The following is a 15,367-nucleotide window of genomic DNA, read 5'->3' as shown; positions in this document are numbered from 1 at the left end:
TTTATGCCTCCTCTCCCTCATTTTGTTGTTCGACAGGAAGTGCGACCTGACGCGATGCCCTGTTGGCTTCAATCACTTTTTGGCGTGCGTTCTCTTTTTTTCTTTGCTCGAAGAAATTTGCAGTACCAAACAGGATCCCGAGAGTTAAAAAAGCTCCTGCAGGCAATATGAATATCAGCATTGGTTCAACTGTGGCGGGAAGAATGACCGTTCCCAAAAGCTGGTTTGAACCGAGAATCTCCCTTATCCCGCCAAGAACAAGGAGTGCCAGCGTAAAGCCCGCTCCCATACCAAGAGCATCGAACGCCGACCGGACAACTGTATTCTTCGATGCAAAGGCTTCTGCCCTTCCGAGAATTATGCAGTTCACCACTATCAGGGGGATGAATGGACCGAGTGACTTGCTTAGTTCGGGAAATTGAGCCTTCATTACAATATCAACTATCGTAACGAAAGTTGCTATCACAACTATGTAAGCGGCAATTCGCACCTGATTGGGAATCAGTTTTTTGATCATTGAAATGATGACACTGCTAAAAAAGAGAACAAATGTTGTGGCGAGTCCCATCGCGATGCCGTTCATTACCGAAACAGTCACTGCAAGAGTGGGACAGGTACCCAGCACCTGTTTAAAAATCGGATTCTGCTTCCAGATTCCATTCATGAAATCATTCAGAGGGCTGTTTGCTTTGCTCATATTTTCCCCTCTTTTTTTAGTTTTCTTAGTTCGTCCAATCCCTCATTCATTATCTTAACGACAGCTTTGGAGGATATGGTGGCACCGGTGATTGTAACTATGTCGTTGGGTGATTCGGCAGCTCCCTTTTTTCCGACAATATGAGGATCAGGATTCACCTTTTTGAACTGGTTGGTGAAGCCCTCTTTGGTGATCTCTGAACCGAGACCGGGGGTTTCCACCTGCTCAATGACAGTGAGGCCGGTAATTTTTTTCAGATCGGGTGTAACACCCATCATCAACTTCACCAGTCCCTGAAACCCGTTTCCTTTGCAAGGAAGAGCATAACCGATAACTTTTCCGCTGCCGTCCATTACTTTGTAGAGGTCGGAGGTGGTACCGGAGACTTTCTCCTGTTTTTTGCCTTCGGGATGAACAATAAATATCGCTCTCTCAGTCTCTTTCTGGGCATTCAGTTTAATCTGAGGATCAGCCCACTCAAAAATCTTTGCAAGCAGTCCACCCGAAATTGCTCCAATCACAAGGAGCGTAAGTAACATCTTAACTACAGTGTTCATTTTTCCGCTCCAAAAATTACAGGTTTTGTATATCTGTTTATAAGCGGTACAAATCCGTTCATAATCAATATTGCATACATAACACCCTCGGGAAGTCCGCCGAACAGTCTGATCATTACGACAATCAGTGAGATGCCAAGACCATAAAACCAGATTCCCTTGTTTGTAACGGGAGATGTAACCCAGTCGCTCGCCATGTAAACAGCACCAAACATAAAACCACCCATAAAGAGATGGTGAAATGGTGATGCAAATTTTCCCGGATCAAGAAACCAGAAAATTCCTGCGAAAAGTATCATCCCCAGAACCATCGCAACAGGTACACGCCAGTTCAACACCTTCATTACGACCAGAAAGATCATCCCAAGAAGTATTGCAAGGGCAGAAGTTTCGCCGATCGATCCGCCGATATTTCCGAGGAAGAGTGACATCAGGTCAATTCCACCTTTGGATGCGATCGCTTCAAACTTATACTGACTTAATGGTGTCGCCGAGGTCACTGCATCAACAGCCATAGCGGGGGGTGTCCATGTTGTTGTTGCCACGGGATATGCGGCCTGTAAAAACGCCCTGCCCACAAGAGCCGGATTGAATATATTGTATCCCAGTCCGCCAAACACTTCCTTACCGAATCCAATTGCCACGACAGACCCGATAAAAGCGAAGACAGGATTAAAGTTTGGAGGAAGTATCAATCCCAGCAGTAGACCGGTGATGACCGCACTTCCGTCCATCAAAGAAACTTTCTGCTTCCTGATATACTTGATGGCATACTCTGTCAGCAATGCTCCGGCAATGGCAGAGGCAACAACGACGAGTTGGAACAATCCAAAATAGACCACTCCCATAACAAGCGGTGGAAGAAGTGACGCCACCACAAGCCACATCGCTTTTTGTGCACTCAATGAAGAATGGACATGAGGTGTACTCGTGAGAACGGGTTTCGATTTCAGTTCAACTGTACCGGTATTTTCCATATCAGGCACTCTTCCTTTCCTGTGACTTCAACCGGATTACTTCTTTCTTCCCAAGCCTTATCCACTGAACAAGAGGAATATTTGCAGGACACTCATATGCACAACAGCCACACTCCATGCACACGAGAATTCCCGCCGATTCCGCATCTTCAAATCTCTGCAATTTCGAAAATTGTGATATTCGGGTTGGCAGGAGATTTACAGGACAAACCTCCACACATTTTCCGCATCTCAGACACGGTATAGCCTCCTGCGGTTTCGATTCTGCCTCGGTGAGAACAAGAATTCCCGATGTAGCTTTCATCACGGGAGCCGAGTAATCATACAAATTTGCTCCCATCATGGGACCACCCGCAATCACTTTTATGGCATCGGGTTTCAAACCGCCACACCAGTCCAATATATAGGATACAGGTGTTCCGATCGGAACAATCAGATTCTTTGCTTCGCTTATTCCTTCTCCTGTTACATTCACAAAAGCAGTTATCTGAGGTTCGCCCTCCACGACAGCTTTGTAAACTGATACTGCTGTTCCGACATTTTGCATTACCACACCGGCATCCATCGGCAGTTTTCCCGGAGCAACTTTTCTTCCGGTAACGGCATATATCAGCATTTTCTCTGCACCCTGCGGATATTTTACGGGCAACACTTCCACAGCGATGTCATTTCTTCCTTTGAGTTTGTCTTTAAGTGCCTTTACCGCCTCCGGTTTGTTGTCCTCGATGCCGATAACGCAATCAACCCCGAGAATTTTCATCAGTATTTCGATGCCACCGATCAGTTGATCTGTGTACTCGAGCATTAAACGGTAGTCACGCGTCAGATATGGCTCACATTCTGCACCGTTTATTATCAATTTTTCGATTTTTTTACCGGGTGGCGGGGATAACTTGACAAAGGCGGGAAATGCAGCCCCTCCCATGCCTACAATTCCGGCTTCTTTGATCCTTTGAAGAAGTTCTTCTTTTGTGGCAGTCCGGCAGTCAAGCGGTTCCATATACAGCGGGTTATCATCTTCAGACACTGCAATTTCCATCACAGTTTTTGGAACACCGGAGAGGTGTGCGGTCTTCGCTATTTTTGTTACGGTCCCGGTTACAGGTGAATGGACAGGGGCTGAAATAAATCCGTCGGACTCGGCAAGCAGTTCACCCTTTCGCACAGAACTCCCTTTTTTGACGAGCAGTTTTGATTCCTTTCCCGCATGCTGGGAAAGAGGAAGATAAACAGTCTTTGGATTTGGAATACTTTCAAATGGCTTATCCTTTGACAATTCTTTAGATTCCGCAGGATGCACTCCACCTTTGAAAGTCCCTTTAGTGCTAAATGATCTGAACATTTACATACTTTTATTTGTGGCAGTAATCTGCATCAAAAATTATACCACGCTAAAATTACCTTTATAAATCATAATCCAGACATTTAATCTTCCGTTTTTCAAAATCAGTAAATATTTTCTATTTATTGATAAAATGTGACCTTTGATACTCTACACTCATTGTTATATTTGGAGTTTCAATTTCTAATTTTAATGGAGAAGTAGAGAAAGAGTGAGCATTAAAAGATCGGCCGGAATCTGGAAAGAGACATTATCGAGTGGCAACTTTAAATGGTATTTTATCGCAACAGTGATTTTCAGTCTGGTGCTGGCATACTTTGCACCGAGAGTGCTTGAATGGAATGAATTCAGGAAGGGTTTTAGTTTTGATGATCCCCTTTTAACCACTTTTTCGCCTGTCGATCTCACATGGTTTACTTTTATTGCACTTTACGGGGGAGTCTTCATAACATTTCATTATTTTTCTGATAAACCGGTCAGATTCATGATGGGATTTCAGGCATATTTTTTTCTTTTAAGTTCCCGCCTGATAGCGATGACATTCCTGCCTTTAAAAGCTCCTGAGACACTTATCCCCCTCTACGACCCTTTTATCTCTTCCCTCAGTTCGGGCATCGTCCTGAAACATGACCTCTTTTTTTCGGGACATTTTTCTGTCGCTGTCCTTCTTTCTTTTGTTGTGGCTGACAAGGTCAGGAAATACATTCTCTTATTCCTCGCGGGAATAATGGCGGTATTCATCCTGCTGCAGCATGTCCACTACACCATCGATATCTTCGTTGCTCCCTTTTTCTCCTTTGCCATTTGGAGAATGATAGTGGCATTCAACAAAAAAATTGGATTCACCCCCGAAGTTTAATCAGGGATTCAGACTCCTTTGTTTCATCCACACCTCCACCCAGTCGGTGAACGGTTTTGAAAGTGGAAATGCTGTAAGTTTGCCTCCGAATCCCATATAACGGAAATATATTGAATTGGTTTCGGTGACTTTCAAGTCTTCAATCTTCTTGGTGTCAATTTCTGTTTTGTACTTTTCCGCCAGACCTGCTGTATTGTTTACCATCGCTTTGAAATATTTTTGGAACCCCAGATCCCGTTTTAATTTGTCTTTCACTGCCTCGTATTCTTCATCGTAAACGATGTCATCAGTTTTTTTGTCGACAAGATTAAGGATCATATATTCTTCCCCAACCTTTACGGGACCAAATATTCTCCCGGGGTTAAGTTTCAATGCGATCGTACCTGCTTCACCATAGTCTGAAGCTGGTACAAATTTGTCAGAGTTCCCGTTCAGTTCTGAATTGCGACTTCCATTTACTTCAGCAGCCAGAAGGGAGAAGTCGACTCCGGAGTCAATTTTTGCAAGTATCGATGAAAGTAAATCGAGATCGGTACTGACAGCCCTCAGAAGTTTTATGTTTATACCGCCTGCTTTCCCGGAATTTCGCTTGATAAAGTAGTCCTTCACTTCTTCATCACTTATTTTTGCAGAATCCAAATAAAGCATCTGGTAGGCATTTGAGAGGGTAAAATCCCTCCAGATGTTAAACTCACGCCGGACATCGGGTTTTTTATGCAAACCTCTTTTCATTGCTTCCTCAGCGAGAAGTTCGGATTCGATATAGTCCCGTGTCCAGTTTTTCACTTTTATCGACAATTTGCTTTTATCGATCGATTCAATCTCCCTTACATCACCTGCGAGGTAGTAGATAAAGTCCTCGAGTGGATACTCTTTTCCATTATGAGAGAAGTATGGCAATTGTAAAGAGTCTACCGGAATCCCTTTTTTAATGAGCCAGAAGTAATCACTTTTTAAAGTCCATTTTGCATCTTTACCGAGTGACTCCCTGAAACTTTTATCATTATCGTACATCTCTTTAAGTACAGAATGAAATCTGTCGAGGAACAGAGAGAAAAGTCTTGCATCGGTATTGATTTTTAGTCCTTTGAAGAAATCTTTTTTGAAAATCTTGTAGTATTTGTCGGTCAGTCTTTCTACATAAAGTTTTTTCACGCGGGCGAATTCATTTTCAATTTCAGTGGAATTCTTAAAAGATGAGTCTCGTTTTATGTCTATTTTGAAGATATACCACATATTGTTGAACTGAACGGGTTCGGTATATTCACCCGGCTTTTTCACATAAAGTTTTGTTTCAATATCATAATCGAACATCCCGTATGTATAAGTTAACATATTCTCAAATGCACGCTCCCCGTAGATGCCAAAGAAAAGGGAATCAAACGAGACACCCGATTGGAGGATATCAAACGCCCTTTTTATCTCATTTTCATTGCTGTTTCTTATAGCCCTCAGTTCAATCTTTGTGATAGCCTTCGCCATCTCATTTGCAAGGGTCTGCTGAGTCTGATCAATCCGATCGATAATCTCCACTTTGAAAAGGGCATCGCTTGCGAACATTTTCTCAAACTGGTCTATTCTTTTTTTCACATCTTTAATCGTGTCCAGCCGGAGTATTTCAGCTTCAAGAGCAAACAGTTTCTCAGCAGCCACGGTGTAAATCAGTTCCTCTTTAAGTGCATTCTGAGCCCCCTTGACATGAGCAAGATATTTTGGAGTCATTTCATAACGGAGTATAAATTCCTTGTCGGTTATCTCCCTGTCACCGATCTTCGCCACCACATCCTTTTTTAACTGGGCAGTAATCGGGAAGGAAACCAGGAGGGAGAGAATTAGAATATGGAGTAGAGGCTTAATTTTCATAGTTATTTTGTTGTTTTATAATAGTCAATATTTCACGAAGTTTAGACGCTTGATTTTATTAATTACATCCGAGAAAATGGAAAACAAAAAGAAATATCCCTTATCCTTTTATCTCCTGACGGTTCTCGCACCTTTTGTCCTTATCGCATTACTCGAAGTGGTGCTGCGACTAAGCGGATACGCAAAAGATGAACCAGTATTCATTACCGTACCGGGAACCGAAGAAAAGCTTATGATGCTTAACCCGGACCTTACCCGTCGATATTTCAAAGGATCACAATTCGTTCCCCATTCCATAAATGATGTTTTTCTTAAAGAAAAAGACCCAAACACTCTCAGGATCTTCATCCTTGGAGAGAGCAGCGCAGCAGGATTTCCCTATGAACCAAACGGCTCATTCTCCAGATTTCTCGATCTCAAGCTAAAACTTTTGTATCCACAAAAAAAGTTTGAGGTTGTAAATTTAGGAATTGCGGCGATCAATTCTTATGCAATTTTGGATATACTCGAAGATGTTATAGCCCAAAAACCTGATCTGGTACTTGTTTATACGGGCCACAATGAATATTACGGTGCTTTGGGAGCTGCCTCACAAACGGGCATCGGGAGTTCTCCGGGTGTAACGAGATTTATGCTTAAAGCAGGCAACCTTAAAGTAATGAAACTGATTGGCTCCATTTTTTCCTCTTCCCCGGGGAATCTCTCAGAATCACAAGGCCTGATGGAGGCGCTCGCAAAAGACAAACTGATTCCCAAGGGTTCCGATCTTTATAGTGAAGGAGTGGAACAGTTTAGATACAATCTTTCTGAAATCTTCACCTCACTTAAACAAAACAATATCCCGGTAATTGCGAGTACACTGGTTTCCAATCTGGCAGACCAGCCACCCTTCTATCCGGAACTGTCAGGTGCTGGAAAAGCGTGGGATGAAGCCAACAGGCTCCTGAAATCAGGTAAAAACAGAGAGGCTTCTGCAAAATTTCTTGAGGCAAAGGAACTGGATGAGCTGAGATTCAGGGCTCCTGAAGATTTTAACAAAATAATTACAGAAAACGCCGCCGCTCTGAATTTTACAGTCGTAAAAGCGGATTCGATCTTTTCAACACGAAGTGAGAACAGCATACCCGGAAAATCGCTGATGGTGGATCACCTCCATCCGAACCTTACCGGCTACAGTTTGCTGGCTGATATCTTTCTCGATGCAATCATCAAATCAGGAAAGATTTCCGGGTCTCCTGCTTTTTCACCCGGCGGTAAATCACTGGACAGTCTGGCATTTTCAAAACTTGCGTTTTCTCAACTTGACTCTCTAATTGCAGAATACAGATTAGCCGGGATAATGTCGCAATGGCCTTTCGTAAGAAACGGAAAGAAACTGACTCTCGAACAGATAAGGAAACCCGTAACAATGCTCGATTCCCTGGCTTTAATGTCGGCTAAAGGGGACATCAAATGGCATGATGCCCACATAAAAGCTGCGCAGTATTTTACTGCCAAAAATGACCCGTCCGGAATGGAAAAGGAGTTCAGGGTTTTGATCTCACAATTCCATTACCAGACCACATTCTACGATATGCTTGCCGATGCATTCCTTCAAATGAAACTCTATTCCGAAAGTGGCAGAATATTTCACGAAAGTTACACCGTTAAACCCGGGGCATTCTCAACAAAATGGCTTGGTATCCTTGCTTTGAACGACGGTAAGGCTGCAGAAGCCAAAAAATGGTTGAGCGAAAGCCTTAATTACAACGGGAATGATGCCCAGACGCTCTATAATCTCTCGGGGGCATACATCAATCTGAAAGATTTCACTTCAGCAAAAACATATATCAGCCGTTGCCTTCAGGTCGATCCCCGTTTCCCCGGAGCTGCCCAACTTGCCGAGCAACTAAAAAACATCCGGTAGGTATAATCATTATGTCAGCCCTTTGGGTGACATGTGAGTAGAAGCACGATTTTATCTTGGTTGACAAATAGCGATATTCTGTGAGTACCCCCGAAGCGGGGTTATATGTTCGTAGACACACGACAGAATTCCTTGAATACCCCCGAAGCGGGGTTATATGTTCGTAGACACACGACAGAATTCCTTGAATACCCCCGAAGCGGGGTTATATGTTCGTAGAGGATTACATGTTCGTAGATTCCTTTATGATATTTATATGCCAATAATTATTTTTATAAACATTTTTTTCAATTTAATGAGTCGATCATGGGAAGTACATTTACTCAACTTTACATTCATGTGGTTTTTTCTGTTAAAAGAAGAGAAAGGTTGATTTCAAAACAATGGAAAGAAGAACTTTACAAATATATCTCCGGTATCATAACCAATAAAAAACAAGTTTTGTACATTATTAATGGAGACATGGATCATGTTCATATTTTGTTAGGGATTTCTCCGGATATTTCTATCTCAGAACTGGTAAAAGAGATTAAAAGAAGTTCATCACTTTTCGTTAATGAGAAAAGATTAGCAGTTGGAAGATTCAGTTGGCAGGAAGGTTTTGGTGCTTTTTCAATCGGTAAATCAGAGATAAGCCGTATTGTCCAATACATTAAAGATCAGGAAGTGCATCATCACCGAAACAGCTTTACAGAAGAATATGAGAAGTTTTTAACTTCGTACGGAATCGAATATAAAAAAGAATATTTGTGGAAAGAATGAGAAAAGCTTTACGAACATGTAACCCTCTACGAACATATAACCCTCTACGAACATATAACCCCGCTTCGGGGGTAGGAATGGTTTGTTGTTCTGCTCTCTACGAACATATAACCCCGCTTCGGGGGTATTATTTGATTATTGATCTTTCATCTACGAACATATAACCCCGCTTCGGGGGTATTATTTGATTATTAATCTTGCAGCTACGAACATATAACCCCGCTTCGGGGGTAAGTTGATTTGAAAATTCTCAGTCGACTCTTTTCTTTAGTAGCTATTCAATATTGATAGACAAAAAAAAAGGCTGCCTTTTCAAGCAGCCTTTTTAACAATAATTCAGTTAGAGTTGAATTACTTCAAGAGCATCATTTTACGGGTCTGGCTAAAGCTGCCTGACTGAATTGTGTAAAGATAGATACCTGAAGGCAATTTAGCTGCATCGAAGCTAACTTCATAGTTACCGGCTGATTTCTGCTCATCAACGAGAACTGCTACTTCCTGACCGATTGCATTGTAAACTACCATTCTTACATTACCTGTCTCAGGAATGCTGAAACGGATTGATGTTGAAGGGTTGAACGGGTTAGGATAGTTCTGTGTCATCGAATAGTTGTTAGGAATATTGTTGTCAATTTCCTTAACGCCTGTAACGACATTGATAAGGTTTGCAGTGGTGATTCTACCGAAAGTATCAACAGCAGTTGCACTTACATAATTGATGTGCCAGTTGAGTGTATGGTTGCTGCCAACACCGGCTTCGTTATCGTTCGAACCCTGGTTTGTTGCCAATCCAAAGTTAAGACCATATTTGTATTCGAGACCGAGTGAAGTGTAAGCAGGGAAAAGAACATTCTTTGAGAATATTTTGTCACCAGCTACAAGGTCACCGTTGGTACCGTCATCAAATAATCTGATAACTACTGCTGAGTCACTTGTTGGCCATCCGCCACCTGGCCATCCCAATGGAGCTGATGAACCAGCGATGATAGCGTTGGTAACAGATGTAAATGGACCGATAGGACCGCTTGCTCCGTTAGTGTTCACTGTGAACTTAATTGTACATGGCTGATTGATAACGATTGCAAGGCTTCCGTCATTGTATGTACCTTCCTGTACGAGGAAACCTGCAGTAAGATCAGCTTGTGTGATGATATACTGTCTGTTAGGACGGCTTTCCCATGCATTAGGTGTGTACCAGTATTTGTAGTTAAGTTCTTCACCGAGTGATACTTCTTTGTTGAAGGTTACTTCGTAAACATCAGGGTTAGCACTTGGAAGCATGATATTAACTTTCGAAGTCCAGCCGTTGAAGTTACCATTTACTGAAACGGTATCTTCTGATGGTGTGAATCTTCCTGAAAGTCTTTCGAGTTCCATGTTAACCGAGAATGTAAGGCTTAAGTTTGTTGTTGCCTGATAACCATTGTTGTCGAAGTAAACTACATCGAGAACGGTCGGATCACCGGCTACTGTGAGGCTTCTGTTTGCGACACTTTCCCATACATCAGCAGCAGCAGAGACATCTCTGAATCTGAATTTGTATTCAGCAGTTGCACCAGGTGCACCAACTGCAGGAACGGTTACAACCCAGATTGAGTCATTGCCGGCTGGCTTTGGAATTGGGTTTCCAGTGCCCCACCCGTTGAATGCACCACTGACAAACAAAGTATCTGCCATAGGATCGAAGTTACCGAGTGTAACCTGTTTTCCCATGTTGACTTTGAATGTCACAGCATTCTGGGCGAAAGCCATAGAAGCCATGGCTGCAACTAAAACTACAGCCGTAAAGAGTTTTTTCATAGCGTTTCTCCTCATTAAATGAATTTGTGATTTCAAGTTATTCAAAATGTTTGTTTAATTAAAGCCTAAAATTTGATACCCAGTGAGAAAAACTGTGTGTTTTTCAACAATCCAAAGTCCTGGTAAGCGTAGTCAAAAGATAAACCAAGATTTGGAGCGATATCATAATTTAATCCCACACCAAGTGTGAGCCCTTCCTCGGCATTATCAAGGAAGAGTGATTTGTAACCGCCCCGAAGAGCGATAAGATTTTTGTAAACGATCTCACCACCAACATTGATGCTCTCCGAGTTGTCACTCGGGTGAAGTGCATCGACACCGAGAGTCAATTTGAGATCCGAAGAGTTGATAACATCCATCGCCGCACCCACCTTGAAAGTCAAGGGAAGCGGGTATGGATCGGTTTTCAACTTTGCAAGAATCTGATCGTTGTTTCCAAAGATGCCCGGATCGATGTCATACAATACATAAAGGTCTTTTCCGTCCATCGTCATGTCTCCTCCAAAGTTAGAGATTGTGGCTCCAATTCTCAAGCCATAAATCTCCGAAAGGAAAAGCACTCCAAGGTCAAAAGCCACGGTTGATGCACTTGTATTCCAGATCGACTGCTGAACATACTTCACGGTACCACCGATTGAAAAACGGTCAGTGAGATTCATCGCATAATGCAAACCCAATGCCATGTCCTTCGCACCATATTTGGCGCCGGTTCCATCGGGTTCTTTTACGGTGGTAATCTCAGTCTCACCATAGTCAAGTAAGGTAACGCTTCCGCCGACTGTACCCCAATCACCAAGAGTCAACATTGCCGCAGCATAATTGAAGTTGATGTCAGCGAACCACTTGGTATGAGAAAAGTAAGCACCACTTCCACCCATCCTCGACACACCTGCGGGGTTCCAGTAGAGTGCAGTGATGTCGTTGGCTGTAGCAGTAAATGCACCGCCCATACCGACGGCTCTTGGTCCTATTCCTATTGACAAGAATGGAGCAGCAGTAGAGCCGACTTTAGTCTGCCCGAACATCAACGAACAGGCAGACACAAGAATTACTAAAAAATAAAGTCTTTTCATTCTCAAACTCTCCGCTATTTGATTAAGGCAAACTTGCCGATTTTGGTTCCCACATTTGGTATCTCTACTGTATAGACATAAACACCAAATGCTGCGTCAAGATTTTCTTCAGTTCTGAGATTCCAGTAAACATCACCGACATAAACATCAGCAGCGTCGAGCGTCTTGATCAACTCACCTTTCACGGTGAAGATTTTGATTTTCGATCCCGGAGGAACATGGGTGAATCTGATTTCTCTTTCGCCTCTGCCGCTGGTCTGGGTGCTAAGAAGTCTGGCTTCATTCGCATGTGTGACCACATAAGGATTAGGAACAACTTTTATTTTGTCCAGCTCATTTGCTGCAGCAGCACTGTTAATCGAACTCGATTTCATGTTAAATCTGAATGCGTCAGCGCTTGAGAACGGTTTTTTGGTATATGCCTTAAGGAAGCCTGAAGTTGGAAGAGGGGCATTTACCGCATCCATGAAGATGTTTAGTCTCCATGTACGATATCTTGTACCATTAATAACTTCTCTAAAGTAGATGTTATGAACGGTACTTTGAGTACCCGTTTTGTAATATACAAACGGCACTTCAGAATTGTCAGAGATTCTCTTCACTTTGAAATTAGTCTTTCTCGAAGGGAATCTGTTTGCACTCGTCGGGGGTACCAATGTATCAGCTATGGAAGTGCCAAAGAGTGTATCAGCACTGAATTCAAGATAGTAATCATCAGCCCAAACTGTTCCCCTGTTTGTTCCAACAAGGAAAGTAGTGAAGGTGAACCCGGGGAACTGAGTAGAACCTGCTCCACCGGCTGCAGGAATTGTGTCCTGTCCGTTGAAATACCAGCCTGATTTCACTGTGTCAAGTTTAATAACATCATCATTCGCGATTTGCAATCTGAAACCGTCGATAATCGGGGTTGAGCCGCCAAATACAGTCGATTGTTTAATTACAGTGTCACCGGTGGTTACATTAACGAGTGACCATGATTCAGTGTATTTCTGAAGTGAAGTATCAGCAAAAACCACACGGTATGTGTTTTTAGGTTTGATCGCCGATTGATCAACAACTTCAACCATCACTTTTCCGGTACCTCTTGGTTTTATTTCGGGGGTCAATGACTCGAGTCCTGCATCCACATATCCAATCGGTCTTGCACCCGGTGTGATGTACCCGGTGTTGTCATCTGTAATGATTTCACCCGTATTTGAACGGAAGATAAAGCTTGAGTTCTCGCTCGGGAAGATGTTGCTGGGTGCATCACCTTTATCATAGGCAGCAACAGCATAATAGTAGGTCTGACCTTTAGTAGCTGTTGAATCTATGTATCTGTTTGTGAGACCTGTTGTATCATCTCCCAAATAATAGGTGGTTCCACCGAGTTGTTCGAGAAGTTCAGGTTTCGGATAGAAGAACCCTTTTATGCCGTTGCCTTTGATATCGAACTGTTTCAGCGGTTTGTTGAAGAACAACACACCATAAGCATTGGTGATGGTTCTTGCATCGATAAAACCTGCATCGCTTGCACGGTAGATTTTGTATCCTTCAAAGTCTTTTGTCTTTGAGATAAAATCGATCGAATTCTCAACAGGTCTTGGATCCCAGTAAAGAATTACTTTTCCGTCATCCTGTGTGATGCTGATCTTTGGTTTTCTTGGTGGCTGCGGGAATTTGTAACCGGCGTTGTAAATCTGCTGAACTACATTTTTCTGACGCACCACATCTGCATAATCCTGTCCGAAGAGAAGAGATACAGAGAATCTTTCAATCTGATTAGGTGCCAGCGGGAAGTAGCCCGAAGCATAAATAAAGTCACCATCCTGTGGATTTGGCGGAATAACATCAAATCTTCCGGGGAACATTCTGCTCCAAAGCACCTCATCCTGACTCATGTCGGGAGAAGAAGCCTGTTCGAAAAAGTTGAATGCTGTCAGACCAATCTGATCGGATTCGTCAGGATCGGTTTTACCGAAGTTTGGCTCGCCCTGATCAGGTCTTCCGTTGCCTTCACTTCCGTCAGGATCCGGTCCGATATAACCTTCATCATATGGTCCCAAACCGTCACTACCGACATCATCTCTAATGTCACCGGTTGAAGCATCGTTTGCTACCCAGTTGGCATTCTCATCACCCGACCAGTGTGATACGAGTGTGGATGTGCCGTCAGGATTTTTGATGAACGAGGAAACAATTGTTCCGGCATCGTTATCGCGTTTTTCATCGATTAGTGGATCATTAACCGCAAGACCTGTCTTAAAATCTTTGTATTTAAGACCGGGGAGGTTTTTGATTCTTCTTGTCTCGAAATGGATAGCCTGGTTTTCATCAATGACACCGTCGAAGTCGTTATCAAGTCCGTCATTCGCAGACGAGTCAGGAATGGCAACACCATTAACGATTTCTTTGATATGTCCTTCTCTGAAGTAGTTTACACCGGCAGTGAAAGAAATTGTTCTTCCAAGACTTGTTACAGTATTCACGCCCGCTTGGACAGTGTATTGAGTTCTTGCATAGGTGCCACCATCTATGAGAACCATTACCTGACCCGGCTGGTATGTTACGGAATCAAAGGAAGTCTGGATGAATCTTGGAGCGTTAGGATCGCCACAATCATCGTCGTTGTCTATACCGTCAAATGAGTTACCCGGTGATTCGAGGAACGCATAGCCGACATATCCAACTTTCTGACCTTTATTTCCCGAACCGTCGCTGTCCCAGGAATATGTGATGGAATTGTTTACATCAAAAGAACCAAGATCATCCTGGCTGTCGCCATCGCCACCGGCGAGAGTTCCAACCACGGTTCCGAAGTCAGCTTTTCTGAAGAGTGTTGTTCCTTCGTTTCTAATGTCATAAAGCCAAAAGATGCTGTTTGCAGCCAGGAAGCTCGACCACTGGAATCCTCTTACACCCATCTGAAGACCCATTCCTTTTCTGGAAGTGTCTCTTGAATCGGGTAAAAAGTTACCGTTAAATTCGTCATCCTGATTATCATCAGCCCAATAGTAGCTTTCCTGATCAGCCTGAATTACACCGCGTCCAAAATATCCGTTCCACTGTGTTTTGCCGGTTAGAGGATCAACCCATGTTGGCTGATCTTTCCACCCGCCGATGGGCCAGGAATTTGGGAGATGTGACATCGCAACTGATTCAGAAGCGGGATTCAAAAATCCGGGAATCGGATTCCAACCCCAAAAATAGTTGTAAAGTGGATGTCTCTCATCGAACTGTCCTCTTCTTGGACCTCTTGAGATACATACCGAATGTTTGACTTCACCTAATGTATTGGTAAACTCCACTCCAATAAGAGGAATAAGGTCACCAATATAATTTTCGCCGGAACCAAGCGGCCACTCACCTCTGATATCGACACCCTGGTTGAAACCGGATATCTGACCATCGTTGTAGTATGAGATACCGATACGGTTTCCCGTATGATAACCGATCCTTCTGAGATTCGGGTCGCCGCGTTGAGCTAAAGCTTCACCGGCAAAGACGAAAAGAAGCAATAACGAGATACTAAAAATTGTTTTATTCATAAAC

Annotated in this window: 11 protein-coding genes; 3 read left to right on the top strand and 8 right to left on the bottom strand. The window is 43.1% G+C overall.

Annotation, left to right across the window (positions count from 1 at the left end; translation table 11 throughout):
* Position 1: 1 nt before the first annotated feature.
* Genes LCH52_14170 through rsxC form a run of 4 tightly spaced genes read right to left on the bottom strand, consistent with a single transcriptional unit; the run spans position 2 to position 3,573 of the window.
* Entirely contained in the window at positions 2 to 697 is a 696-nt protein-coding gene (locus LCH52_14170) for an electron transport complex subunit E (protein MCA0389632.1), read from the bottom strand.
* Complete coding sequence (locus LCH52_14165; protein ID MCA0389631.1) at positions 694 to 1,254, bottom strand: FMN-binding protein; 561 nt, start codon at positions 1,252 to 1,254, stop codon at positions 694 to 696. Before LCH52_14165 ends, LCH52_14170 begins: the two co-directional genes overlap by 4 nt.
* On the bottom strand, positions 1,251 to 2,231 hold the full coding sequence (locus LCH52_14160) for an RnfABCDGE type electron transport complex subunit D (protein ID MCA0389630.1): 981 nt from the start codon (positions 2,229 to 2,231) through the stop codon (positions 1,251 to 1,253). The genes LCH52_14165 and LCH52_14160 overlap by 4 nt, the downstream gene beginning before the upstream one ends.
* Before the next feature lies 1 nt (position 2,232).
* Positions 2,233 to 3,573, bottom strand: a complete 1,341-nt coding sequence (rsxC, locus tag LCH52_14155; GenBank protein MCA0389629.1) for an electron transport complex subunit RsxC — start codon at positions 3,571 to 3,573, stop codon at positions 2,233 to 2,235.
* A 211-nt stretch (positions 3,574 to 3,784) separates the two neighbouring features.
* Between rsxC and LCH52_14150 the strand changes: the two genes are divergently transcribed.
* Complete coding sequence (locus tag LCH52_14150; protein MCA0389628.1) at positions 3,785 to 4,432, top strand: hypothetical protein; 648 nt, start codon at positions 3,785 to 3,787, stop codon at positions 4,430 to 4,432.
* Here the strand turns inward: LCH52_14150 and LCH52_14145 are convergent, their stop codons facing one another.
* The gene (locus LCH52_14145; GenBank protein MCA0389627.1) at positions 4,433 to 6,295 is read right to left on the bottom strand and encodes a hypothetical protein; all 1,863 of its coding nucleotides are present in this window, start codon (positions 6,293 to 6,295) and stop codon (positions 4,433 to 4,435) included.
* 76 nt (positions 6,296 to 6,371) lie between these two features.
* Here LCH52_14145 and LCH52_14140 point away from each other — a divergent pair, with 76 nt between their 5' ends.
* On the top strand, positions 6,372 to 8,201 hold the full coding sequence (locus LCH52_14140) for a hypothetical protein (GenBank protein MCA0389626.1): 1,830 nt from the start codon (positions 6,372 to 6,374) through the stop codon (positions 8,199 to 8,201).
* A gap of 306 nt (positions 8,202 to 8,507) precedes the next feature.
* Positions 8,508 to 8,963, top strand: coding sequence for an IS200/IS605 family transposase (tnpA, locus tag LCH52_14135; GenBank protein ID MCA0389625.1), 456 nt, complete (start codon positions 8,508 to 8,510; stop codon positions 8,961 to 8,963).
* Between the two features lie 351 nt (positions 8,964 to 9,314).
* On the opposite strand, the gene LCH52_14130 is transcribed toward tnpA, so the two are convergent.
* The 3 genes from LCH52_14130 to LCH52_14120 form a co-directional block, all read right to left on the bottom strand.
* The gene (locus LCH52_14130) at positions 9,315 to 10,763 is read right to left on the bottom strand and encodes a T9SS type A sorting domain-containing protein (protein MCA0389624.1); all 1,449 of its coding nucleotides are present in this window, start codon (positions 10,761 to 10,763) and stop codon (positions 9,315 to 9,317) included.
* Positions 10,764 to 10,828: 65 nt separating this feature from the next.
* A complete protein-coding gene (locus LCH52_14125; GenBank protein MCA0389623.1) occupies positions 10,829 to 11,836 on the bottom strand; it encodes a PorV/PorQ family protein in 1,008 nt (335 codons plus the stop codon).
* 14 nt (positions 11,837 to 11,850) lie between these two features.
* Positions 11,851 to 15,363 (bottom strand): hypothetical protein, encoded by a 3,513-nt coding sequence (locus LCH52_14120; GenBank protein MCA0389622.1) that lies wholly within the window; start codon positions 15,361 to 15,363, stop codon positions 11,851 to 11,853.
* Between the last annotated feature and the right edge of the window lie 4 nt (positions 15,364 to 15,367).

This window comes from Bacteroidota bacterium (genome assembly GCA_020161395.1).
Taxonomy (GTDB): domain Bacteria; phylum Bacteroidota; class Ignavibacteria; order Ignavibacteriales; family Ignavibacteriaceae; genus UTCHB3.
This window is presented reverse-complemented; position numbering and strand designations above follow the sequence as displayed.

Excerpts from the sequence above, each read along its gene's own strand:
- LCH52_14170 (MCA0389632.1), bottom strand. The coding sequence starts at position 697 with ATGAGCAAAGCAAACAGCCCTCTGAATGATTTCATGAATGGAATCTGG.
- LCH52_14165 (MCA0389631.1), bottom strand. The coding sequence starts at position 1,254 with ATGAACACTGTAGTTAAGATGTTACTTACGCTCCTTGTGATTGGAGCA.
- LCH52_14160 (MCA0389630.1), bottom strand. The coding sequence starts at position 2,231 with ATGGAAAATACCGGTACAGTTGAACTGAAATCGAAACCCGTTCTCACG.
- rsxC (MCA0389629.1), bottom strand. The coding sequence starts at position 3,573 with ATGTTCAGATCATTTAGCACTAAAGGGACTTTCAAAGGTGGAGTGCAT.
- LCH52_14145 (MCA0389627.1), bottom strand. The coding sequence starts at position 6,295 with ATGAAAATTAAGCCTCTACTCCATATTCTAATTCTCTCCCTCCTGGTT.
- LCH52_14140 (MCA0389626.1), top strand. The coding sequence starts at position 6,372 with ATGGAAAACAAAAAGAAATATCCCTTATCCTTTTATCTCCTGACGGTT.
- tnpA (MCA0389625.1), top strand. The coding sequence starts at position 8,508 with ATGGGAAGTACATTTACTCAACTTTACATTCATGTGGTTTTTTCTGTT.
- LCH52_14130 (MCA0389624.1), bottom strand. The coding sequence starts at position 10,763 with ATGAAAAAACTCTTTACGGCTGTAGTTTTAGTTGCAGCCATGGCTTCT.
- LCH52_14125 (MCA0389623.1), bottom strand. The coding sequence starts at position 11,836 with ATGAAAAGACTTTATTTTTTAGTAATTCTTGTGTCTGCCTGTTCGTTG.
- LCH52_14120 (MCA0389622.1), bottom strand. The coding sequence starts at position 15,363 with ATGAATAAAACAATTTTTAGTATCTCGTTATTGCTTCTTTTCGTCTTT.